At 48.9% G+C, this 24,677-nt stretch carries 21 protein-coding genes; 18 read left to right on the top strand and 3 right to left on the bottom strand.

Translation table 11 applies throughout. The features are described 5' to 3' along the window. Positions 1–8 precede the first annotated feature (8 nt). The 10 genes from JNUCC22_RS09345 (at position 9) to JNUCC22_RS09300 (ending at position 13,730) form a co-directional block, all read left to right on the top strand. Positions 9–3,812: a non-ribosomal peptide synthetase gene (locus tag JNUCC22_RS09345; RefSeq protein WP_216062309.1), complete on the top strand. Its 3,804-nt coding sequence runs from the start codon at positions 9–11 to the stop codon at positions 3,810–3,812. 73 nt (positions 3,813–3,885) lie between these two features. Then, entirely contained in the window at positions 3,886–4,266 is a 381-nt protein-coding gene (locus JNUCC22_RS09340) for a DUF1360 domain-containing protein (RefSeq protein ID WP_007410116.1), read from the top strand. Between the two features lie 121 nt (positions 4,267–4,387). After that, positions 4,388–5,926, top strand: coding sequence for a glycoside hydrolase family 10-like protein (locus tag JNUCC22_RS09335; RefSeq protein ID WP_216062308.1), 1,539 nt, complete (start codon positions 4,388–4,390; stop codon positions 5,924–5,926). Positions 5,927–6,066: 140 nt separating this feature from the next. Further along, complete coding sequence (locus JNUCC22_RS09330; RefSeq protein WP_007410118.1) at positions 6,067–7,209, top strand: acyl-CoA dehydrogenase family protein; 1,143 nt, start codon at positions 6,067–6,069, stop codon at positions 7,207–7,209. Between the two features lie 45 nt (positions 7,210–7,254). Continuing rightward, the gene (locus tag JNUCC22_RS09325) at positions 7,255–8,895 is read left to right on the top strand and encodes an AMP-binding protein (RefSeq protein ID WP_216062307.1); all 1,641 of its coding nucleotides are present in this window, start codon (positions 7,255–7,257) and stop codon (positions 8,893–8,895) included. Positions 8,896–8,916: 21 nt separating this feature from the next. Then, positions 8,917–10,266: an acetyl-CoA carboxylase biotin carboxylase subunit gene (locus JNUCC22_RS09320; RefSeq protein WP_216062306.1), complete on the top strand. Its 1,350-nt coding sequence runs from the start codon at positions 8,917–8,919 to the stop codon at positions 10,264–10,266. Then, complete coding sequence (locus JNUCC22_RS09315) at positions 10,263–10,475, top strand: acetyl-CoA carboxylase biotin carboxyl carrier protein subunit (protein WP_007410121.1); 213 nt, start codon at positions 10,263–10,265, stop codon at positions 10,473–10,475. The genes JNUCC22_RS09320 and JNUCC22_RS09315 overlap by 4 nt, the downstream gene beginning before the upstream one ends. A 15-nt stretch (positions 10,476–10,490) precedes the next feature. Then, complete coding sequence (locus tag JNUCC22_RS09310) at positions 10,491–11,390, top strand: hydroxymethylglutaryl-CoA lyase (RefSeq protein ID WP_007410122.1); 900 nt, start codon at positions 10,491–10,493, stop codon at positions 11,388–11,390. Between the two features lie 13 nt (positions 11,391–11,403). Continuing rightward, positions 11,404–12,183, top strand: coding sequence for an enoyl-CoA hydratase (locus tag JNUCC22_RS09305; RefSeq protein WP_216062305.1), 780 nt, complete (start codon positions 11,404–11,406; stop codon positions 12,181–12,183). A gap of 17 nt (positions 12,184–12,200) precedes the next feature. Then, positions 12,201–13,730: an acyl-CoA carboxylase subunit beta gene (locus JNUCC22_RS09300; protein WP_216062304.1), complete on the top strand. Its 1,530-nt coding sequence runs from the start codon at positions 12,201–12,203 to the stop codon at positions 13,728–13,730. A 54-nt stretch (positions 13,731–13,784) separates the two neighbouring features. On the opposite strand, the gene JNUCC22_RS09295 is transcribed toward JNUCC22_RS09300, so the two are convergent. The 3 genes from JNUCC22_RS09295 to JNUCC22_RS09285 form a co-directional block, all read right to left on the bottom strand. Next, positions 13,785–14,375: an undecaprenyl phosphate transporter UptA gene (locus JNUCC22_RS09295; RefSeq protein ID WP_007410125.1), complete on the bottom strand. Its 591-nt coding sequence runs from the start codon at positions 14,373–14,375 to the stop codon at positions 13,785–13,787. Between the two features lie 67 nt (positions 14,376–14,442). After that, positions 14,443–15,339: a UTP--glucose-1-phosphate uridylyltransferase GalU gene (gene galU / locus JNUCC22_RS09290; RefSeq protein WP_216062303.1), complete on the bottom strand. Its 897-nt coding sequence runs from the start codon at positions 15,337–15,339 to the stop codon at positions 14,443–14,445. Positions 15,340–15,345: 6 nt separating this feature from the next. Next, on the bottom strand, positions 15,346–15,753 hold the full coding sequence (locus tag JNUCC22_RS09285; RefSeq protein WP_014418060.1) for a GtrA family protein: 408 nt from the start codon (positions 15,751–15,753) through the stop codon (positions 15,346–15,348). A gap of 265 nt (positions 15,754–16,018) precedes the next feature. Between JNUCC22_RS09285 and JNUCC22_RS09280 the strand changes: the two genes are divergently transcribed. The 8 genes from JNUCC22_RS09280 to JNUCC22_RS09245 all read left to right on the top strand — a co-directional run bounded on the left by JNUCC22_RS09280 (position 16,019) and on the right by JNUCC22_RS09245 (position 24,674). After that, entirely contained in the window at positions 16,019–16,786 is a 768-nt protein-coding gene (locus JNUCC22_RS09280) for a 6-carboxyhexanoate--CoA ligase (RefSeq protein ID WP_216062302.1), read from the top strand. After that, complete coding sequence (gene bioA / locus JNUCC22_RS09275) at positions 16,786–18,132, top strand: adenosylmethionine--8-amino-7-oxononanoate transaminase (protein WP_216062301.1); 1,347 nt, start codon at positions 16,786–16,788, stop codon at positions 18,130–18,132. The genes JNUCC22_RS09280 and bioA overlap by 1 nt, the downstream gene beginning before the upstream one ends. After that, positions 18,122–19,282 carry an 8-amino-7-oxononanoate synthase gene (gene bioF / locus JNUCC22_RS09270; RefSeq protein ID WP_015417578.1) on the top strand — a complete coding sequence of 387 codons (1,161 nt, stop codon included), beginning with the start codon at positions 18,122–18,124 and terminating at the stop codon, positions 19,280–19,282. The genes bioA and bioF overlap by 11 nt, the downstream gene beginning before the upstream one ends. Next, positions 19,279–19,980 carry a dethiobiotin synthase gene (gene bioD / locus JNUCC22_RS09265; RefSeq protein WP_025284808.1) on the top strand — a complete coding sequence of 234 codons (702 nt, stop codon included), beginning with the start codon at positions 19,279–19,281 and terminating at the stop codon, positions 19,978–19,980. The genes bioF and bioD overlap by 4 nt, the downstream gene beginning before the upstream one ends. Positions 19,981–19,982: 2 nt before the next feature. Next, positions 19,983–21,002, top strand: coding sequence for a biotin synthase BioB (bioB, locus tag JNUCC22_RS09260; protein WP_007410132.1), 1,020 nt, complete (start codon positions 19,983–19,985; stop codon positions 21,000–21,002). Between the two features lies 1 nt (position 21,003). Further along, a complete protein-coding gene (locus JNUCC22_RS09255) occupies positions 21,004–22,200 on the top strand; it encodes a cytochrome P450 (protein ID WP_216062300.1) in 1,197 nt (398 codons plus the stop codon). 302 nt (positions 22,201–22,502) lie between these two features. After that, on the top strand, positions 22,503–23,948 hold the full coding sequence (locus JNUCC22_RS09250) for a GntP family permease (RefSeq protein WP_029973831.1): 1,446 nt from the start codon (positions 22,503–22,505) through the stop codon (positions 23,946–23,948). 24 nt (positions 23,949–23,972) lie between these two features. Then, complete coding sequence (locus tag JNUCC22_RS09245) at positions 23,973–24,674, top strand: CoA transferase subunit A (protein ID WP_007410135.1); 702 nt, start codon at positions 23,973–23,975, stop codon at positions 24,672–24,674. Positions 24,675–24,677 lie beyond the last annotated feature (3 nt).

Below are 24,677 nucleotides of genomic sequence, written 5' to 3'. Positions count from 1 at the left end.
AGGAACACATGGACAAAACTAAAAATATCCAAAACATTTATCCCCTCAGCCGAATGCAGGAAGGAATGCTTTTTCATTCCTTTCTGCAAAAGGAGGGGGCTGCATATATCGAGCAATCCGTCTTCACCATAAAAGGCCGGCTTCGTCCGGAATTGTTTGAGCAAAGCGTACAGTCTGTCATCAGCCGCCACGATATTTTCAGAACGGTTTTTTTACCTCATGTCGCTCAGCTGAACGGCCCCCGCCAAGTTGTGCTGCGTGAGCGGGAATTCCGGCTGCACCGCGAAGATCTTACACATTTGGACGAAGCGGAACAGAGCATCTATTTACAGCGATTTAAGGAACGTGACCGCTTAAAAGGCTTTGACTTGCAAAAGGATATGCTGATGCGTGTTTCTTTGTTTAAAACGGGTGACGAAAAATATGTATGCGTCTGGAGCCACCATCACATCCTTATGGACGGCTGGTGCCTCGGCATCGTCCTTCAGGAATTCATGCATATGTACCGGGCGATTGAATCAGGCTCACCCGTCACACTGGCGCCCGCAAAGCCTTACAGCACTTATATTACATGGCTGACTGATCAGGACAAAGACGCGGCTTCTGAATATTGGAAAGGATATTTAGCAGGCTGCGAGACACCCACAGGACTCCCGAAAATATCGGCCCGTCCCCAGGAAAAAGGCTACCGTAAGAAAGAGCTCCTGTTTTCTTTAGATCAAAACCTGACAGACAGGCTGAAAACCATCGCCAAAGAAGAGGGGGCTACGCTCGCGGTTCTTATGCAGACTGTATGGGGCTTGATGCTGCAGCGCTACAACCGGACGGACGATGCCGTATTCGGCGCCGTCGTATCAGGGCGGCCTTCCGTCATTGACGGCGTGGAAAGCATGATCGGTCTGTTTATCAATACCGTGCCGGTACGCATTAAAACGGGTGACGAAAGCTTTAGAGAACTGCTGGGGCGCTTGCAGAAAGAAATGCTTGACTCAGAGGCGTTCAGTTATCATCCGCTTGCTGACATCCAATCTCAGACTGAGCTGAAACAGGATTTAATCGACCATATCATCGTGTTTGAAAATTATCCGATTCAGCAGCAGATGAAAGACGCGGAAAAGGAATCGGATGCACCGTTCCGGATCGGGAATGTCAACGTTTCGGAACAATCGGGCTACGATTTTAACCTCATCATAGCGCCTGGCGATGAGCTGCTCATCAAATTCAGCTACAATGCGAACGTTTATGATGAAGTATGGATAGAGAGCGTAAAAGGACACTTGGAAGAAGCTCTGCGCGGCGCCGCCTTCAATCCCGATGTTCCCGCTGATCGGCTTCCGATGCTCGGACAAAAGGAAAAATCAAGAATAATCGGCGAATTTAATGACACGAAAACAACTTATGAAAGAGATGAAAGCATCATCAGCCTGTTCAGCCGACAGGTGAAGAAAACCCCGGACCATCAGGCGCTTCACGCCGGCGGGCTGACGATGACGTACCGGGAGCTCGATGAACGGTCAACTGCATTCGCCCGCACCCTGCTGGAAAACGGTCTGGCGCCAAAGGGAATTGCCGGGATTCTGGCCGAACGCTCACCGGAATTTGTCATCGCTGTTCTGGCTGTATTGAAAGCGGGAGGGACGTACCTTCCCCTTGATGCAGAACTGCCAACCGACAGGATCGCCGATATGCTCACTGAGAGCGGAGCACAGCTGTTAACGGTACAAAAAGGAATTGAGACTGACATTGACTTTTCTCACATCATCTCTATCCCGGCTGCAGCTGAAAAACAAACACCTGATGCGGGAAAACTGAATACCGATACAGCACCTGATGACCTTGCCTATATTATGTATACATCCGGTTCAACAGGAAAACCGAAGGGCGTGATGATTTCCAACCGAAACGTCGTATCGCTCGTGTCAAACAGCAATTACACGTCGGCTGGCATGTCGGACCGTCTCATTCTGACAGGGTCCATCGGTTTTGATGCAGTGACGTTTGAAATCTTCGGAGCGCTTTTGAACGGAGCATGTCTTCATGTGGTTGACCGCTCGACAATGCTTGCCCCTGAGAGGTTCGGCAATTATCTTTCTTCCAACCGTATTACGATTCTGTTTTTGACGACGGCGCTCTTTAACCAGTTCGCCCAGGCAGATCCGGAGATGTTTTCTGGGTTGCACACCTTATATGTCGGCGGAGAAGCATTGTCCCCGGCGCTCATCAATAAGGTCAGACACCGCTGTCCGAATCTCAGCCTTTATAACATATACGGACCGACAGAAAATACGACATTTTCTACCTTTTACGAAATCAGGCACGATTTTTCTCAGCCGATCCCAATCGGAAAACCGATCAGCAATTCAACCGCGTATATCATTGATAAAAATGGCGGACTTGCGCCGATCGGCGTGCCCGGTGAGCTTTGTGTCGGCGGTGACGGGGTTGCCAAAGGCTATTTAAACAGGCCTGACTTAACAAGTGAAGCGTTTGTCAGCCACCCGGTTCATCCTGAAGAAAAGATCTACAAAACAGGCGACTTGGCACACTGGCTGCCTGATGGAAGCATCGGATACATCAGCCGTATCGACCGCCAATTCAAGATTCGCGGGAAGCGGATTGAGCCGGCCGAAATCGAAGCGCGCTTGACTGAAATTGATGGAATCAGGGAAGCGGCAGTCATCGTGTCAGACGAAGGACAAGAAGCAATCCTTTGTGCGTATTATACAGGCGCACATGTTGAAGAAAGAGCCATTCGATCCCTGTTGGCCAGGTCGCTTCCCGACTATATGATTCCTCAGTATGTGATGAAGCTTGACCGTATGCCGCTTACCGCAAACGGCAAAGTGGACCGCCGCGGGCTGCCTGCGCCAGAACGGAAAAAAACGTCATCAAAAGCCGTTCCGCCACGAAACTGGGTAGAGCGTGAGCTGATCGACATTTGGACGCCGATCCTCGGCTGCAGGGAGCTGGGCATACAGGATGACTTCTTTGAGCTGGGCGGCCATTCTTTGAAAGCATTGCAAGTGATTCATCAGCTGAAGACCAGGCAGCAGATGGATGTGCCAATTGAAATGATATTTGAATATCCGACAATTGAACAATTGGCTGAAAAGCTGTATTCAAACACACTGACAGAAGCTGCAGAGCAGCATATCAGCAGACTGAACCAGCCGAAAGGCCGAAATCTTTTCTGTTTTCCGCCTATCTCAGGTTTCGGGATTTTCTTTAAAGATCTTGCGGCGGCATTAAACGAACGGGCTGCTGTGTACGGTTTTAACTTTATTGAAGAAGACAGCAGAATGGAACAATACATTGATAAAATGCTGGAAATCCAGCCGGAAGGCCCTTATATACTCTTCGGATATTCGGCAGGCGGCAATACGGCATTCGAGGCGGCAAAAGCGATGGAAAAGCGCGGCTTAGAAATCAGCGACGTCATTATCGCAGACGCGTACAGAAAGCTTGACACATTGCCGCCGCAGCCAACAAACGCAACAGCCGAAAATGTCCCGGAAGCCGTCAGGGAAGCGGTCATCCGAAAAACAGAGCGCTATCAAACGTACTGGGCGGAACTGATAAATGACGGCCAAATCGCGGCAAACCTCCATTTTATCGAGGCCGGCATAAAGGAAGAGCACAGTGATAAGACCGAGCCGATGAAATGGGAAGGCGCCACAACGGGACTCTATCAGGAATATCAAGGCGAGGGCGCCCATAAAGATATGTTTGAACCCGCCTTTGCACAGCAGAATGCTGAGATCATACTGGACATCATTGCAAACAGCGGAAGACGCTTGGCGCGGAATCTGTAACATCCGGCAGAATGGTTCAGGATGACAGAGGGCAAGATAGGGGAATCAAACCAGTTTTTTTGGAGGCTTTGACATGACGAACCTATCTTGGCTTACGTATGTAATGATCATTCTTGCCAGCTACCGGCTGACCCATTTGATCGTATTTGATAAGATTACGGAATTCATAAGAAAACCCTTTATAAAGCAAGAAAAAACCGTCGATCAAAACGGGCGCGCCGTCCAAAAAAAAGTCCCTTCCTCCGCATTCGGTTATATGCTGCAATGTTATTGGTGTGCGGGCGTCTGGTGCGCCATATTGATCGGCATCTGCTACTTGGTCTGGCCCCGCTATGCACATCCGGTTATTTTCATTTTGTCCATCGCCGGAGCGCAGGCCATTCTTGAAACGTGTGTCGGCGTCGGAACGAAGGTCATTGACGTGCTCGCCGCTATGAAACATAAAAAGTCCTGAAGCGTTTTGATTCGCTTTAGGACTTTTTTCTTTCCCTTTTAGGCTGAGAGGAGCAAAGCAGGCTTTCTGATTCACCGCCCGGAATGCTTCGGAATACCGTAAAGCAGAGAGGGGGAAAAACATGAAAAGCTGCCGTTTTAGCATGATATGGTTTTTGGCCGTTGTACTGACAGCCGGCATCTTTACATTCTCAGCATCCGCACAAGCAAGCGGCACTCAGCCGGAAAGAGAAATGAGAGCCGTATGGATCGCGTCTGTCACCAATATCGACTGGCCCTCTAAAAAAGGGCTGTCACCGGAAGAGCAAAAAAGAGAATACAGCAAGCTGCTGGATGACGTTCAGGAGATGGGAATGAACGCCGTTATCGTCCAAATTAAGCCTGCGGCTGATGCTTTTTATCCATCAGATTACGGGCCTTGGTCAGAGTATCTGACAGGAACACAAGGCAAAAATCCCGGCTACGATCCGCTTGCTTTTTTAGTTGAAGAGACACATAAACGGAATCTTGAATTTCACGCTTGGTTCAATCCTTACCGGATCACGATGAATCACACAAATTTGAATGCGCTTTCAGATGATCATCCCGCGCGTTCGCATCCGGACTGGGTCGCTGCATACGGAAAACAGCTGTACTATAATCCGGGCATTCCGGAAGTAAGACAATTTATAACGGATGGAATCAAAGAGGTGGTCAGCCGTTATGACATTGATGCGGTTCATATGGATGATTATTTTTATCCTTATAAAATTGCCGGACAGGAATTCCCCGATCAGGCGGAATACGAACGGTACGGAAAAGCTCACTTTGCATCAATTGATGACTGGCGCCGGGATAACGTCAACCGGCTTGTAAAAGAAATCAACCAAACCATCAAACGAGAAAAACCTTATGTCAAATTCGGAATCAGCCCGTTCGGCGTATGGAGAAATGCCGCAGATGACCCGACAGGCTCCGAAACGGCCGCCGGGGTGCGGAACTATGATGATTTATATGCTGATACGAGAGAATGGATCCAAAAAGGATACATTGATTACATCGCACCGCAAATTTACTGGAGCATCGGATTTAAAGCGGCGGCATATGACGTCTTAGCGGATTGGTGGGGAAAAGAAGTGAACAATCGGCCGGTGCATTTATATATCGGGCAGGCAGCTTATAAAATCAACAACAACGCTGATCCGGCCTGGACCGACCCGGGGGAATACGGAAGGCAGATTACTCTAAACAGGGGATCAGCATGGATAAAAGGCAGCATGCATTTCAGTTTAAAGGATTTAAACCGTAATCCGCTCGATGTGAAAAACCGTTTGATCAAAGACATGTACAGCCGGCCCGCATTAATTCCCGAGATGCCTTGGCTCGGACATTCCGCTTTAAAAAAACCGGCTGTCAAACGGGCGGAGAAGAACGCTTCAGGCCATACACTCTATATTGAAGATGCGAAATCCAACGGTAAAAAAACGGCTTATTACGCCATTTACCGCGCAGAAAAGGGAAAGCAGCCTTATTTAGTGGATACAGTCAGAAAAACATCGTCACGGACGCAGACATTTTCAGATACTGATATTCGGGCGAAAGAAGCCTGCACCTATTTCGTTACTTCCGTTGACAGGCTTCACCATGAGAGCCGTCCCTCCGCAAAACGGACAATTAAATAGCCATTATTAATAAAACTGACAGTTGCGGCGCTGTCAGTTTTTTTGCAGCGGATGAGTCCGAATGTTCAGACTTTATTTGGATGGAATGAATAAAGACCCCCATTAATAAAATGTAGAAAGCAGCAGAAGGAGGAAGGTTAATGAATTTTCAACTGACAAAAGAACAGCAGATGGTGCGCGAAATGGTCAGAGATTTCGCCAAAAATGAAATTGCCCCGAAAGCCCATGAGGTTGATCAATCGGCCGTCTTCCCGATAGACACATTTAAAAAAATAGGCGAACTCGGGCTGCTCGGAATTCCGTTTCCGGAAGAATACGGCGGGGCGGGCGGTGATACCATTTCATATGCAGCAGCGGTCGAAGAAATCGGAAAAGCCTGCGGCAGCACGGGGCTGAGCTACGCGGCGGCCGTGTCACTCGGCGCAAGCCCATTATACTATTTCGGTACTGACCAACAAAAGCAAGAACATCTTATTCCGCTTGCTTCGGGAAAAGCGCTCGGATCATTCGGGCTGACAGAGCCGAATGCCGGTTCCGATGCCGGCGGAACCCAGACAAAAGCCGAGAAAAAGGGCGATGACTATGTGATAAACGGAGAGAAATGCTGGATCACAAACGCAAATTACGCCCGCACGGTCATTGTCACCGCCGTTACGGGAAAGAACTCCGCCGGAAAACCGATCATTTCAGCTCTCATCGTCCCGACAGACACACCGGGATTTACGATCACAAATCCGTACGACAAGATGGGTGTGAGAGGGTCGGATACGGCCGAACTTGTGCTGGAGGATGTCAGGGTGCCTGCCGATAACCTGCTCGGTGATCCTGAAAAAGGTTTTAAACAATTTTTATATACATTAGACGGCGGGCGGATCTCGATTGCGGCACTGGCTGTCGGTATCGCTCAAGGCGCACTGGAGGCATCGCTGTCATATGCGAAGGAACGCAAGCAGTTCGGCAGTCCGATATCGTCATTTCAAGCCATTCAATTTAAGCTGGCCGATATGGCGATGGAAATTGACCTTGCCAGACAGATGGTGCTTAAAGCGGCATGGCTGAAGGATCAAAACCTGCCATTTACGAAAGAAGCTGCATTCGCCAAGCTTTATGCTTCAGAAATGGCCGTCAGAACATGTCTTCAGGCCATCCAAATTCATGGCGGTTCCGGTTATATGAAGGAATGCGGTGTTGAGCGCATGCTTCGTGACGCAAAGCTGATGGAGATTGGCGAAGGAACGTCAGAAATTCAAAGAATGGTCATCGCAAGACAGCTTTTGAAGTGAAATGAAAACGTTTACTAAGACAGAGATGGAAGGGGGGCAGGTCATATGGCTGAACTTATCCATTTAACAGCCGGAAAGCTGCTTGAGCGGTCCGCGAAGCTTTTTCCGGATCGTGAAGCGGTTGTTTACCTTGAGCGCGGCCTTCGTTATACGTATGCCGAGTTTGACCGGTTATGCCGGCAAACCGCAAAAGGGCTGATGAAGCTGGGAGTTGAAAAAGGAGATCATGTTGCCATATGGGCATCCAACATTCCGGAATGGCTCGCGGCGCAATTTGCAACGGCGAAAATCGGCGCCGTTCTGGTCACCATTAATACCAATTTTCAAATCGCAGAGCTCGATTATCTGCTGGCGCATTCAGACGTCTCGGCCTTGATAATCATGGATTCCTACCGGCAGACATCTTATGTTGAGATGGTGAATAAGCTAATTCCGGAGCTGAAAACTTGTGAGCGCGGCAGGCTGCGTTCGAAACGTTATCCCTTTTTAAGGACGGTGTTATATATCGGTGATAAAAGCCTGCCCGGGATGCACCGTTGGGATTCATTGCTGGATAATGCCGAGTCTGTAACGGATGCAGCGCTTGACGGAAGGATGGACAGCCTGAAAAAGGATGATTGCATTCATATGCAATATACATCAGGTACGACCGGATTTCCGAAAGGCGTCATGCTCTCACATTTTAATATCGTAAATAACGCGGCCAATATCGCAGAATGCATGAAGCTTACTTCATGTGACCGTTTATGTATTCCCGTGCCGTTTTTCCACTGCTTTGGGTGCGTGCTCGGCGTGCTGGCATGTGTTTCCGCGGGTGCGGCGATGATTCCGATCGAACAGTTTTCTCCGCCGGCCGTTCTGAAAACGGTGGAGCAAGAAGCCTGCACGGCTCTGCACGGTGTACCGACGATGTTTATCGCCCTCCTAAATGACAGCCGTTTTTCTGAATATGATCTTTCCCACGTCCGAACCGGGATTATGGCAGGCTCGCCATGCCCGGCGGAAGTCATGAGAGAAGTGATCGGCAAAATGGGGATGACTGACATTACAATTGCCTACGGACAGACCGAAGCATCACCTGTCATTACGCAGACAAGAACAGATGATCCGTTTGAAAGAAGAGTGGAAACAGCGGGGCGCGCGCTTCCCCATATCGAAGTCAGAATCGTTCGGCCCGGAACATCCGGAGAAGCCGCCAGGGGCGAACAAGGAGAGCTCTGCACCCGCGGATATCATGTCATGAAAGGCTATTATAAAAATCAAGAAGCGACCGAAGAAGCGATAGACAAAGACGGCTGGCTGCATACCGGTGATTTGGCGGTCATGGACGAGGACGGATACTGCAAAATCACGGGCCGTCTGAAAGACATGCTGATCAGGGGCGGCGAAAATATCTATCCGCGCGAGATTGAGGAAATGTTATATCGGCATCCCGCGGTAGCAGACGTTCAGGTCGTCGGCGTTCCTGATCCGAAATACGGAGAAGAGGCCGCGGCGTGGGTCAGGCTCAAAGACGGACAAACCGCTTCCGCAGAAGACATCAGAACCTTTTGCAAAGAACATATCGCCCGCTATAAAGTCCCCAGGTACGTTTTGTTTACAGATGAATATCCAATGACAGCCTCAGGAAAAATTCAGAAATTCAAGCTGCGGGAAAAAACGATTGAAGAGCTCAAGTTAACTTAATGAAAAAGGAGTGCTTCACATTTGTTTAAAAAAGTCCTGATTGCCAACAGAGGAGAAATCGCCTTACGAATTATCCGCACCTGCAAACGTCTCGGCATCCCCTCGGCAGCTGTGTATTCAGAAGCCGACCGGGACGCGTTGCATGTAAAAGCGGCTGATGAGGCCTATCCGATCGGTAAATCGAGAGTAAATGAAAGCTATTTACATATCGACAGAATCATAGAAGCCGCCAAATCCGCCGGAGCGGACGCCATTCATCCGGGCTACGGGCTTCTGTCAGAAAACAGCCTGTTCGCCAAACGCTGCCGGAAGGAACAAATCACATTTATCGGTCCGCCCGGTGATATCATCGCCAAGATGGGAAGCAAGATTGAAGCCCGAAAAACGATGCAAAAAGCAAAGGTCCCGATCGTTCCCGGTGTTTCAGAGCCATTGCCCGATGTTCACTCCGCCTTAGCCGAAGCCCGTGCCATCGGTTTTCCGGTCATGCTGAAAGCGTCCGCAGGAGGAGGCGGAATCGGCATGCAGATCGTACATTCAGAAGAAGAGCTGGCCAAAGCGTTTGAAGGCAATCAAAAGCGGGCCGCCTCCTTTTTTGGAGACGGCGCAATGTACATGGAAAAGGTCATTGAAAATGCCCGTCATATTGAAATTCAGATACTCGCAGATTCTTTCGGCAACATCGTTCATCTGTTTGAACGTGACTGTTCAGTCCAAAGGCGCCACCAAAAAGTGATAGAAGAAGCGCCGTCGCCGTTTGTTGACGATGAATTAAGACAAAGACTCGGTGAAACCGCCGTTAAAGCCGCAAAATCGATCGGCTACCAAAATGCAGGCACAATAGAATTTCTCGTCGACGAAAAGAAACAAATCTATTTTTTAGAGATGAACACCAGACTGCAGGTGGAGCATCCGGTGACAGAAGAAATTACAGGACTGGATCTTGTGGAAGAACAGCTGAAAATTGCCGCTGGGCAGGCGCTGCCTTTCTCGCAGAAAGATATCAACCACCGCGGTCATGCGATTGAAGTGCGGATCTATGCGGAAGATCCGGTCACCTTTTACCCGTCACCCGGTACCATCTCGTCTTTTTCCGTTTTAAGACACCCGTCAGTGCGACACGAATGCGCCGTCGAAAAGGGAAGCGTCATTTCTCCGTTTTACGATCCGATGATTGCCAAAATGGTCGTCACGGCGAATACGAGAAAACAAGCCATTGAACAACTGAAAACCGCCCTTGGCGAATATCATGTAGAAGGGATTAAAACCAACATTCCGCTGCTGACAAAAATTGCTCATTCAGAAGTGTTTGAAAAGGGCGAGGCAACAACCGGTTTTTTACAAACAATGAACGAGGGGGCGTCCAAATGAGCGTCATAAAAATTCAAATGGCGGGAAACCTGTGGAAAATTCATGTGAAGCCGGGTGATGTCATTGAAGAAGGACAGGAAGTGGCCATCTTGGAATCTATGAAAATGGAAATTCCGATTATCGCTGATGCAGCGGGTACGGTGAAAGAAGTGAAAAAATCAGAAGGTGATTTCACTGATGAAGGAGAGGTCCTGATTGAACTTCAATAAAACGGGAGGTGCAGCATGAACTGTCCGAAACATGTCCGCATCAATGAAGTAGGACCGCGTGACGGCTTGCAGAATGAATCGGCGTGGGTGGATACAGAAGATAAGATTGAGTGGATCAATATGCTGTCAAAAACAGGCCTTCCCTATATCGAAGTGACATCATTCGTGCATCCGAGATGGATTCCGGCTCTTCGTGACAGCCTGGACGTCGCAAAAGGCATTGCCAGATCTGAACATACGGTCTACGCGGCTCTCGTTCCGAACCTCATCGGACTGGAGCATGCGGCAGAAGGCGGAATCGATCAGGCATGTGTATTTTTATCTGCAAGCGAAACCCATAACCAAAAAAACGTAAACAAACCGATTGACCGGACCGTTCAAGAGCTCAGGCGGGTTATTACTGAAGCAAAAGCTGAAAAAATGGCGACGAGAGCTTATCTGTCCACTGTGTTCGGCTGTCCGTACGAACAGAACGTGCCGGTCGAACAAGTCATCCGCCTGTCAGACACCCTGCTCGAAATGGGTGTTGATGAAATATCGCTCGGCGACACGATCGGCGCGGCAAACCCCTTGCAGGTCATAGCCGTGCTTGAAGCCCTTTTGCCGAGAATTCCCGCCTCAAAAATCGCACTCCATTTCCATGATACAAGAGGAACGGCTCTAGCGAATATCATTCCCGCTCTTGATATGGGCATCACATCCTTTGATACTTCCTCAGGGGGGCTTGGCGGCTGCCCGTACGCCCCTGGATCAGCAGGAAACGCTGCCACAGAAGACGTCATTTATATGCTCGAACAAATGGGGATTGATACCGGGACGGACATGAATAAACTTCTTTATGCCGCCGGCTGGATCGCGGATAAAATAGGCAAAGACCTGCCAAGCAGAAACCTGCAGGCATTCAGAACGAAATGAGAAAGGAGAAGCCATGGGAGATTGCGTCTTGTATTCCGTCTGTCAAGAAACGATCGGTCTGATCACGCTGAACCGCCCGCATGCGGCCAACTCGCTGTCTTCAGACATGATTGATCATTTACAGCGTGTGATTGAAGACATCAAAAACTCGCCATCCATTCGTTGTGTCATTCTCACCGGCACCGGGAACACATTTTGCGCCGGTGCTGATTTAAAAGAAAGAGCGGGGATGAATCATGAACAAGTTAAGCAAAGCGTCAGGCGTATCGGTGAAACGGCCGCATCCATTGAAGCTCTCCCGCAGCCGGTCATTGCAGCGCTGAACGGAACCGCTGTCGGAGGAGGCCTTGAACTCGCTCTCGCCTGCGATATCAGAACAGCCGTCAGCCGGGCGGGCCTCGGCCTTCCTGAAACAGGGCTTGCGATCATTCCCGGAGCGGGCGGAACGCAGAGACTGCCCCGGCTTATCGGCCCCGGCGCGGCAAAAGAATTGATCTATACCGGCCGAAGGCTTTCTGCCGAAGAGGGAAAAGACATGAAGCTGATCGAGCATGTTTGTGAAGCCGATGAACTTATGGAAAAAGCAAAAGCACTGGCCGGCCGCATCGCCGCTAATGGGCCGATCGCCGTCAGACAAGCAAAATCCGCGATAAACAAGGGTCTGGAGACAGATCTCAATACAGGGCTCGAAATCGAACGAAAAGCATATGAACAAGTCATCCCCACATTTGACAGAGAAGAGGGCCTGCGCGCTTTTAAAGAAAAAAGACCCCCTGAATACAAAGGAAAATAAAACATGGAGGGACTCGGATGGATTACGAAAAAGAACGGCAGACACGCAGCAAAACGATTGAAAAGGGAGGAGCCGCGAAATATCACGCAAGCAACGAAAAGAAGGGAAAACTTTTTGTAAGAGACAGGCTGAAGCTTTTATTCGATGACGGCATATCCGTTGAAGACGCTTTTTTCGCCGAGTGCATGTCAGACGGACTGCCGGCTGACGGGGTCGTTACCGGGATCGGAACCATCGGCGGCAGAACCGTTTGTGTGATGGCAAACGACTCAACCGTAAAGGCGGGCTCGTGGGGCGCGAAAACGGTGGAAAAAATCATCCGCATTCAGGAGACGGCGGAAAAGCTTCAGTGTCCGCTCTTGTACTTAGTCGATTCCGCAGGTGCGAGAATTACGGATCAGGTCGACATGTTCCCGGGCAGAAGGGGAGCCGGCCGCATCTTTTATAATCAAGTAAAGCTGTCGGGCCGCATTCCGCAAATCTGTTTATTGTTCGGCCCTTCCGCTGCGGGCGGCGCTTACATTCCGGCCTTTTGCGACATTGTCATTATGGTCGAAGGCAATGCATCCATGTACTTAGGTTCCCCGCGTATGGCAGAAATGGTGATTGGCGAGAAAGTATCGCTTGAAGAAATGGGCGGCGCCCGTATGCATTGTTCCGTATCAGGCTGCGGTGATCTCCTCGCCCCAACGGAACAGGAAGCAATCATGATGGCGCAGACATATCTCAGCTACTTTCCGGCAAATTATACTGAAAAAGCGCCCGTCAACAAATCTAAGAACCCGAAAGCTTTTGAAAAACCGCTCTCAGATGTCATCCCGGCACATCAAAACGCACCGTTCAACATGATGGATTTAATTGAACGTGTCATTGATGAAGACTCATTTTTTGAGATTAAACCGTTATTTGCGCAGGAATTAATAACGGGGCTTGCGCGGATTCACGGACAGCCGGTCGGCATTATCGCCAATCAGCCGCGTGTCAAAGGCGGGGTTTTATTTCTCGATTCGGCGGATAAAGCCGCAAAATTTATCGCTTTGTGCGACGCATTCCATATTCCGCTTCTGTTTTTAGCAGACATTCCCGGATTCATGATCGGAACGAAGGTTGAGCAGGCGGGCATCATCAGGCATGGCGCAAAAATGATCTCCGCAATGGCGGAAGCGACTGTTCCGAAGCTTTCCGTTATCGTCAGAAAAGCCTACGGTGCCGGATTATACGCGATGGCGGGGCCTGCTTTTGAACCGGACTGCTGTTTAGCGCTTCCGACTGCGCAAATTGCCGTAATGGGTCCTGAAGCGGCGGTGAATGCGGTCTACGCAAAGAAAATCAGCGGGCTAGCCCCTGAAGAAAGACCGGCTTTTATTCAAGAAAAGCGTGATGAATATAAGGAAGACATTAACCTTTACCGGCTTGCCTCTGAAATGGTGATTGACGGCATTGTTCCTGCTGATTCCTTGCGGGAAGAACTCAATAAACGCCTCACTGCTTACATGTCCAAACAACTGACATTCACACACCGGAAACACCCCGTATACCCGGTATAAATAAAAAAAAGACTGCATAGATCCGGCTCGCAGCCGCTCTTATGCAGTCTTTTTTCACAGTCTTGATCTCATTTTCTTCACAACAAAATAAACAACAATAAATACGAGAGCCAATATAATGATCGGAGTTGTATACATTCCGGCATAGCTGTCTACGTCTTTCCACTGTCCCCCGAGCTGATACCCGAGATAAACGAAAATGACAGACCACGGAATAATGGCAAGCGTCGTCAATATGACAAACTTGGAAAGAGGCATTTTCGCAAGGCCGGCCGGGATGGAGATCGCATGTCTGACGACCGGGATAAACCGCGCCGAGAACACAACGCCGGCGCCGTAACGGCGAAACCAGTTTTCCGCAACATCAACATGATGCTTTTTCAGAAGTAAGTACTTGCCGTACTTGTCCAAAAACGGCCGTCCCCCATAACGGGCGATCCAGTAAATAAAGCACTGCGCGATCGTTCCCCCGATCACACCGGCGACAATGGCGCCGATAAAGCTGATCGTGCCTTCTGACACCATATAGCCTCCGTAAGCCAGAACGATTTCACTCGGAATGATTTCGATCATTAATCCGAGCGCAATCCCTAAATAGCCCATACTTGTCAGCCAGGATAATATTTCACTAATAAAATTGCCCACACTGTTCACAACCTCTTTATCTTTTTACCCAATTATATGACTGATTGACAAGCAAAATGGTTACAAATTATTTTTTAACGCACGATTTTTCAGATTCTCTTTTTAACACCTCTTCTAAATAAGCTAAAAGTTTCGGTCTCATTTCTTCCCGCAGAAGCCCGATCTCCGTGCCGGCCTTAAAACAGCCGAACTTATCTCCTATATCAAACCGGCTTCCTTCAAGCTCCCGCGCGTAAATGCTTCGGGTGCGGCACACTTCGCGCAGCGCGTCTGTCAATTGGATTTCGTTGCCCGCGCCTCTTCCGATCGTCTTCAGCGTTTTAAAAATAGCAGGGGTTAATATGTAGCGGCCCATCACGGCAATATGAGAGGGCGCCTTTTCAACAGCCGGTTTCTCAATCAGATCCTCAACCTCGTACTCATGACCGCTCTGCCGCCCCGTCTGTATAATACCATATTTGCTGACATCAGCAGGATCGACGGGCTGTACGCCGATCGTTTCTGTGCCGTGTTGGTTATAGACGTCGATGAGCTGTGAAAGAGCGGGAGTGTCAGATACCATAATATCATCACCTAATAGAACGGCAAAAGGCTCATCTCCGATAAAATGCTTCGCACACAGCACCGCATGTCCTAATCCGAGCGGTTCTTTCTGACGGATGTAATGAATATTGGCCAAATCGGCAATCCGCTGCATTTCCTTCAGCGTCTCCGTCTTGCCTTTTTCCTGCAGATTGAATTCCAATTCCGCCGACCGGTCAAAATGATCTTCAATCGAGCGTTTGTTTCTCCCTGTAATAATCAATATATCTTCAATTCCTGACGCTGCGGCCTCTTCGACAATATATTGGATGGCCGGTTTGTCGACAATCGGCATCATTTCTTTCGGCTGCGCCTTTGTCGCCGGCAGAAATCTCGTTCCTAAACCTGCTGCGGGAATGACCGCTTTTCTCACTTTTCTCATTCATCTTCACTCCTGATCCTGTATGTTTTTCAGCGAATCTCCAAATACCCATATTCGGTTTCCGATAAAATTCATCATCATTCCGCCGATAGTGGCGGCGAACTTACTCACCAATAGCGAACAGCCGCCTTTTTGAAACGCGTAAAGCAGCAAAAAGGTGATTCCCGACGCGGCAAGATTAATCATGAGAAATCGCATGATCTCTTTCCCGTCAGCCTTGCGTTTTACACGAAACGTCCACTTCCGGTTCCATACATAGCTGTTGATGATCCCTGCCGAATAGGAGCAGATCTGCGCCGGAAGATAGGGGACATGACAAGCGGCGAGAAGAAAGAAGACACCAAAATCGATCAGCGTATTACCGACGCCTACAGTGCAAAAACGGCCTGCTGTCTTTACTTTTTCTTTCAGCATAACGGTGACCTCCCCTCATAATAAGATGCGGTTCGCTGTCCTATTTGTTGATATGGATTACTTTAGCGGACAGTGTTGAATAAACAATTACTAAAATATGAACAAAACATGAAAACGTAATGAGGCTTTGCAAAACTCATTAAGTTAAAGTTTGATAGTTTAGGTTGACATATTCCGCGGAGGGCACTAATATTCTGTATAAGTGTTAACCTTTAATTATTTTGGTTAACATTAATTTTCAAAGTAAGAGAAAGGAGGGGAATATATGCGGGAAGAAACCTATTACAGCGTCAGAATGAGAGCTTCCCGAAACGCCCCCCATGAGCAGGGCGGAAAACACATTTCCGGCGGAGAACGGCTCATCACTTACAGCGGTTTACAGGAAGCGGTAGATGGCTTATTACATAAAGGCTTCTCGCACTCAAGAGGGATACCTGATTTTATGCAGATTCAGCTTGAAAGCATTAATGAACCGATCGAAACGATCCGCCCTTTGCCGGTTGCTTTCCATCAATCAGACACGCCGGAAAAAGGACAAGCAATCGCCCGCAAGCTTCTGCAAAAGGCGGGGATTCCCCCGCACATGATAGAGAAAGCGTACGAAAACATTGCGGAATATGCAGAAGCAAGAGGAGCGGTCCTGTTTGATATCCGGGCAGGAGAACGCATTGACGGCAGAGGAAATAGAGGTGTGCGGGTATCCCGAATGGATTGGCCGTCACCTGATTTTCAAAAATGGGCTTTTACTCACAACATGCCGGAACATTCACGAATAAAAGAAGCACATGCCATCGCGGCAAAAGTTTGCGCACATCCGGGGATTATTGCTGAATTGTGCTGGTCGGATGACCCTGATTACATAATAGGCTACGTTGCCGCAAAGAAGCTGGGATATCAGCGGATTGCCAAGATGAAGAATGCCGGAGATGAAAGCGGCTGCCGGATTTTCTTTACAGATGGCTCCATAGATACGGAGAGCTGTATCCATTTTTTAGAGAAGCAGCCTGTATTCATTCAGCAGGAGGAGAAATGATGAAACAATCAATGATTGAAAAAAGCAAAAAGTATCTTTGGCTGCCTTTCACACAAATGAAAGATTACGATGAAGATCCGTTAATCATTGAAAGCGGAAACGGGATCATGCTGAAAGACATCAGCGGCAAAGAATATTATGACGGCTTTTCTTCAGTATGGCTCAATGTACACGGCCACCGCAAAAAAGAAATGGATGAAGCGATTCAAAAACAGCTTGAAAAAATCGCTCATTCGACCTTACTGGGTATGACGAACGTTCCCGCAACAGAACTTGCCGAGATGCTGACAGGCATCACACCGGAAAAGCTGACACGCGTTTTTTACTCCGACAGCGGAGCGGAAGCAATGGAAATCGCTCTGAAAATGGCCTTTCAATACTGGAAAAACATAGGGAGACCCGAGAAACAGACGTTTATTTCTATGCAGAACGGCTATCACGGCGATACGATCGGAGCCGTCAGCGTCGGCTCCATTGAACTCTTCCACCATGTGTACGGCCCGCTGATGTTTGAAAGCTACAAAGCCCCGATTCCGTATGTATACAGATCTGAAAGCGGCGACCCCGTACAGTGCCGGGATGAATGCCTTCACGCGCTCGAACAGCTGCTTGCAAAGCATCACGAAGAGATTGCCGCACTTACGATCGAATCGATGGTGCAAGGCGCATCCGGGATGATCGTCATGCCTGAAGGCTTTCTGGCAGGCGTACGAAAGCTGTGTACGGCATATGATGTGTTAATGATCGTTGACGAAGTGGCGACGGGGTTCGGCCGCACCGGAAAAATGTTTGCCTGTGAGCATGAAAATGTCCAGCCGGACTTGATGGCGGCAGGGAAAGGCATTACGGGAGGCTATTTGCCGATTGCTGTGACGTTTGCCACAGAAGCCATTTATGAAGCCTTCTACGATGACTACGACAAAATGAAAACATTTTTCCACGGCCATTCCTATACAGGAAATCAGCTTGGCTGTGCCGCGGCAATTGAAAATCTGCGTTTATTCGAATCAGAGCGCATCGTTGAACAAGTCGCCGAAAAATCAAAAACGGCAGCGGAATTTCTTCATGATCTGAAGCAGCTCCCTCATGTCGGCGATGTCCGCCAGCTCGGTTTCATGTGCGGCATAGAGCTTGTGCAGGATAAGGGGACAAAACAGCCTTATCCGCCTGAAAAGCGGATGGGATACAAGGTGTCCTTGAAAATGAGAGAGCTTGGTATGCTGACACGGCCGCTCGGAGACGTCATCGCCTTTCTGCCGCCGCTTGCCAGCACAACCGATCAGTTACAAGCCATGATCTCCATTATGAAAGAAGCGATAGCCGAGGTGACCGGCCGTGGATTTTGACGGATGGCTCCTCGGAAGGCTCGATGCGGTGAAAAGAGACGGGCTGTATCGGACGCTGCGAACACAGGAAACCGCTCTCAAAACCAAAGGGCAAAAGCGGCAGACCTGGGCGTCCAATGACTATTTAGGCCTGTCAAAAGATGAGCGGCTGATCACAGCCGCGCAAACGGCGCTGAGCCGGTTCGGAGCGGGAAGCGGCGGCTCACGGTTAACGACAGGAAATACTGTGTGGCACGAAAAACTTGAACACACAATCGCGGATTTTAAACAGACGGAAGCGGCTTTATTGTTTTCAAGCGGTTACTTGGCAAATATCGGCGTGCTTGCCTCACTGCCTCAAAAAGGCGATGTCATTTTAAGCGATCAACTGAACCATGCGAGCATTGTTGACGGCTGCCGTTTATCAAAAGCGGAAACCATCGTGTACCGCCATATTGATATGGCTGATCTTGAGAAAAAACTTGCCTCCGTCCAGGCTCGGAACCGCCGCTTCATCGTCACAGACGGCGTCTTCAGCATGGACGGCACCATCGCGCCTCTTGACCGCATAATGGCGCTTGCAAAGCAGTACCAGGCATTTGTGATAGCAGATGACGCGCATGCAACCGGTGTACTCGGGGAAAACGGCGGGGGAACAAGTGACTATTTCGGTGTTTGTCCTGATGTTGTCATCGGCACATTAAGCAAAGCTGTAGGAACGGAAGGCGGTTTTGCCGCGGGATCAAACATTTTCATTGATTTTTTGCTGAATCAGGCGCGGACGTTTATTTTTCAGACGGCCCTCCCGCCGTCAATTTGTGCGGCTTCGCATACGGCATTTGACATCATATCAGATATGCACGATACGCGCCGTGAGCTGCAGTCGTCTGTCAAAATGATAAAAACGCGTCTGGCCGATATGGGCTTTACCGTAAGAGGCGGAGATACACCGATTATCCCCGTTATCATCGGTGATGCAAAAACAGCGGTTTCAGCCGCTGCACTGCTGGAGAAAAAGGGAATCTGCGCCCCGGCCATCCGCCCGCCCGCTGTTCCGGAAGGCGAAAGCAGAATCAGGCTGACCGTTACGGCGGATCGCAGCTTACAGGACATAGACGAGCTGACAGAAGCATTTGATTCCATTAGAAAAGAGCTGAATATAAACAAATGAGAAGTTTTTTTGTTACAGGAACAGATACCGGCGTCGGAAAAACCATCGTTTCTTGCGGACTTGCCGCGGCATTCCGGCAGAAACAGGCGGATATCGGAGTGTTTAAGCCGTTTTTAAGCGGTGTGCCGCGAACTCATCCGGAAAGTGACACCTCGCTCTTGAAAGACATGTCACAAACCGCACTGTCTCATGAAGAAATCACGCCATTTGAATGGAAAGAGCCGCTTGCGCCGTACACGGCCGCCATGCTTGAGGGGAAATCCGTGAGCATGGCGGATGTCATGGCCCACTGGAGTAAGATCAAAAATCGTCATGAGTGTTTCATCGTTGAGGGGGCAGGCGGCATTTCCGTCCCGCTTGGTGAAAATTACTTAGTCAGTGATCTGATAAAAGCCATGGAATTGCCGGCAGTGATTGTCACCAGGCCTGATCTCGGAACCATCAACCACACATATTTAACCGTTGAATATGCGAAAAACATGGGGATAGAGGTTCTCGGCATTATGATCAACGGCGTAAAGAGCCGGCCGGGGCTGGACGAAAAGACAAACCCGAGCATGATTGAAACATTATGCAAAGTTCCGATTTTGGGAATCACACCGAAGCTGGATCACGTTTCACCGGAAAACATTCAACACATGATTGAGAAACATATAGATGTTTCCTCTTTCATGAATCTGACACAAATGGGGAGATAAACATGAATCAATGGATGGATCTTGCAGAGAGAGTGCTGGACGGGGCGGAAGTAACGAATCAAGAAGCGCTGGCCATTTTAAATTGTCCTGATGAGGATCTTTTATTGCTGATGCATGCCGCTTTTCATATCAGAAAACGATTTTACGGAAAAAAAGTAAAGCTGAATATGATTATGAATGCAAAATCAGGCCTGTGTCCGGAAAATTGCGGGTACTGTTCACAATCTTCAATATCAAAAGCGCCGATTGAGTCTTACCGGATGGTGGATAAGCATATATTGCTTAAAGGGGCAAAACGCGCCCACGACCTGAATATAGGGACATACTGTATCGTCGCCAGCGGGCGGGGACCGTCGAACAGAGAAGTAGATCAAGTTGTTGATGCTGTCAAAGAAATTAAAGAAACGTACGGTTTAAAAATCTGCGCATGCCTCGGTCTGCTGAAGCCGGAACAGGCAGAGCGGCTGAAACAGGCAGGAGTAGACCGGTACAATCATAACATCAATACATCACAGAGGAATCACTCAAACATTACGACCTCCCACACGTATGACGACAGGGTCAATACAGTGGAAACGGCGAAACAATCGGGGATGTCACCTTGTTCTGGTGTCATCGTCGGCATGAAAGAGACGAAACAGGACGTCATTGATATGGCGAACAGCTTAAAAGCGCTTGACGCCGACAGCATCCCGGTTAATTTTCTGCATGCGATTGACGGAACTCCGTTAGAAGGGGTAAGCGAATTACATCCGGTGTATTGCCTGAAAGTGCTCGCCTTGTTCCGTTTTATCAATCCGTCAAAAGAAATCCGTATCTCAGGAGGCCGGGAAGTCAACCTTCGTTCGCTACAGCCGCTGGGACTTTACGCCGCAAATTCGATTTTCGTCGGAGATTACTTAACGACAGCAGGGCAGCAAGAAACAGAGGATCATCAAATGCTCCATGATTTAGGTTTTGAAGTCGAATCCGTTGAAGAAATGAAAGCCGGCCTGCAATCCGCCTGCAATACGGAGGTATAAGATGACGGCGGACCTATCGATTGCACATCCGTCTCTCCATGCGGATTCGGATTTTTGGAATGACCCTTACCCGTTTTATGACAAACTGCGATCCATTGATCCTGTTTATAAAGGAACCGTATTAAAATATCCGGGCTGGTATGCCACCGGGTACAAAGAAGCGGCAGCGATTCTGAAAGACATTCGGTTTAAAAACCGCATTCCTCTTCCGGAAGCTTCAACGAAATATCAAAATCTATCGCATATCCAGCACGATATGCTGTTATTTAAAAATCAATCAGACCATAAGCGGATGCGGATGCTTATCGGTAAAGAATTTACCGCAAAGACGGCGGAATCACTTCGCCCTTGTATAAAAGAAACGGTTCATGACTTGTTGGATCAAGTCCAAATCAAAAAAACCGCTGACCTTGTTTCAGAGTTTGCCTTTCCATTGGCAAGCCTTATCATTGCGGAGATACTCGGAGTGCCGAAAGAGGAGAGATATCAATTCAGACAATGGACGGCAGACGTCATCCAGGCCATTGATCTTACCCGATCAAGAAAGACGTTAGTCAGAGCAAGCGACACCGCAGGCAGGCTGACGTCATATTTCAAAGATTTGATTCACAAGCGGAAAGCGCACCCTCAGCAAGACTTGATCAGCAGGTTTATTATGGAGGAACAGCTTTCAAAAGAGGAAGTGCTCGCGACATGTATCTTACTTGTCATAGCCGGACACGAGACGACGGTAAACCTCATAAGCAACGGTGTGTTTACTTTATTGAAACACCCTGAACAGCTTAGCGCACTGAGAGAAAACCCCTCGCTTATTGAAACTGCAGTTGAGGAATGTCTGCGCTACGACAGCCCCGCGCAGCTGACGGCACGCACCGCCTCAGAAGACTGCGAAATAAATGGGAAGACTATAAAAAAAGGAGAGCAGGTATATATCCTTTTAGGGGCAGCCAATCGCGATCCAAGCATATTCGATCAACCTCACAAAATGGATATCCAAAGAAAGCCGAACCCGCATCTTGCATTCGGAAAGAACGCCCATTTTTGCATAGGCTCCTCATTAGCGCGCATCGAAGCACAAATTGCAATTCTTACACTGTTTGAGCGGATGCCTAAGCTTCGGCTGGCTGCACACCGCCTTGAATACCGCAAGCTCATTGGTTTTAGGTCGCTCAAAGAGCTCCCGGTTGTCATTGGCTGAATGACCATGCAGGAGGGCCGGATTTTGTCGGTTCCTCTTGCAGGAAATAAATGAAAGAAAAAAGAATACATATTTATAAAGCAAAAATCCTCTCTGATCCATCTCACTATCCCTAAAAAAACTCACTGCTCAGCCAATCAATCTAATACAGCAAGAGTCTCCCTTTCTTTCGCCAAAACGGAACATTCACCATGATGCACATTTTTCAGCCTCAGAAACTGTGCAAAACCGGCATGTTTTTTGCTTTATTTTCTTAATTTTTGTAAGCGCTTACTAACATTGAGCAGAAAAGAGGGGGATTTGTGGACATTGTTATTATTTTATTGGCATTAGGCATGCTGATGTTTGCGGCTTACCGGGGCTTTTCAGTCATTTTATTCGCCCCGATTTGTGCGCTGTTTGCCGTGCTCCTGACAGATCCAAGCTTCGTACTTCCTTTCTTCTCGAATATATTTATGGAGAAGATGGTAGGATTTATTAAGCTGTATTTTCCCGTATTTCTTTTAGGGGCCGTTTTTGGCAAGGTTGTTGAAATATCCGGGCTCGCTGAGTCGATTGCAAAAACAATCGTCAAGCTTGTGGGAGCAAAAAGAGCCATTCTCGCCATCGTCTTAATGGGTGCGATTTTAACGTACAGCGGCGTCAGTCTCTTCGTAGCGGTGTTTGCCATTTATCCGTTTGCTAAAAACCTATTTATGAAAGCTGATATTCCCAAGCGTCTGATACCCGGTACGATTGCATTGGGCGCCTTTACATTTACAATGGATGCGCTTCCCGGCACACCGCAAATCCAAAATGTCATTCCGACCGCTTTTTTTAAAACAAACATTTATGCCGCTCCCTGGCTCGGACTGATTGGTGCAGCATTTGTGCTTACGGCCGGAATGATTTATTTAGAATCCCGGCGCAAAAAAGCGGCCAATGCCGGAGAAGGCTATGCTGGATTTCAATCTGAAGTTTCCGCTGCAGAGGAATCCTCAGGTCTGGCTAATGAAAAACATACGCCTGTTTTACCGCAGGAGGCAGAACCCAGCCCTGCGCGGCAAGTGCTCGCCTTTGTTCCGCTTATCCTTGTGGGGGTCATGAACAAATGCTTCACGATGTGGCTCCCGCATTGGTACCCTGACGGATTTGATTTTGCGCCGCTCGGCTTAGAAGCGTTCGGGAAAATTGACCTTTCCTCCGTCACTGCGATCTGGTCAGTAGAACTCGCACTGTTCATCGGAATCATGACAACGATTTTGTTCGATTGGAAAAAAGTCCTCTTCAATTTGAAAGAAGGACTGAATGAGGGCATCGGGGGCGCCTTGCTGGCGTCGATGAATACAGGAGCCGAATACGGATTTGGCGGCATCATTGCGGCGCTTCCCGGCTTTAAAATGGTCAGCAGCGGCATATCGCAGACGTTTACTGATCCGCTCGTCAACGGAGCGGTGACGACCACTGCGCTTGCCGGGATTACAGGATCGGCATCAGGAGGAATGGGCATCGCTTTAAGCACGATGTCAGCAGCGTATACAGAAGCAATCAATACATTCCACATCCCGCCGGAGGTCATGCACCGGGTGATCTCGATGGCCTCCGGCGGGATGGACACTCTTCCGCATAATGGCGCCGTCATTACGCTGCTCGCGGTCACCGGGTTGACCCACCGCCAATCCTACAGGGATATCTTTGCCATTACCGTCATTAAAACAGCCGCTGTGTTTGTCATCATCGCCATTTACAGTCTGACGGGCCTTGTGTAGCCAAAATAGAAAGGGGAAACGAATATGGGAAAAGGAAAAGTGATGGACTCTTATCAAGATGCTGCTGCACTGATCAAGGACGGAGACACCCTCATCGCAGGAGGCTTCGGCCTGTGCGGCATTCCGGAACAATTAATTCTCGCGATCAGGGACAGCGGCGTAAAAAACTTGACCGTTGTCAGTAATAACTGCGGTGTTGATGATTGGGGGTTAGGCCTCTTGCTTGCAAACCGGCAGATCAAAAAAATGGTCGCATCCTATGTGGGAGAAAACAAAACCTTTGAACGGCAGTTTTTAAGCGGAGAGCTGGAAGTCGAATTGGTGCCCCAAGGAACGCTCGCAGAAAGAATTCGCGCGGGAGGGGCGGGCATTCCGGCGTTTTATACACCTGCGGGCGTCGGAACATCAGTAGCCGAGGGAAAAGAACATAAGACATTTGACGGACGCACCTATCTTCTGGAGAAAGGGATTACAGGGAACGCCGCCATCGTAAAGGCCTGGAAAGCCGATCCTCTGGGCAACCTGATGTTCAGAAAGACGGCGAGAAATTTCAATCCGCTCGCTGCAATGGCAGGCAAAGTGACGATTGCAGAGGCTGAAGAAATCGTCGATGCCGGAGAGCTTGATCCGGATCAAATTCATACGCCGGGTATTTTTGTGCAGCACGTGCTGCTCGGCGGGATTCATGAAAAACGGATTGAACGCCGCACCGTCCGGCAAGCATGATAA

The sequence above is a fragment of the Bacillus sp. JNUCC-22 genome (assembly GCF_018861275.1).
Taxonomy (GTDB): Bacteria; Bacillota; Bacilli; order Bacillales; family Bacillaceae; genus Bacillus; species Bacillus velezensis.
This window is presented reverse-complemented; position numbering and strand designations above follow the sequence as displayed.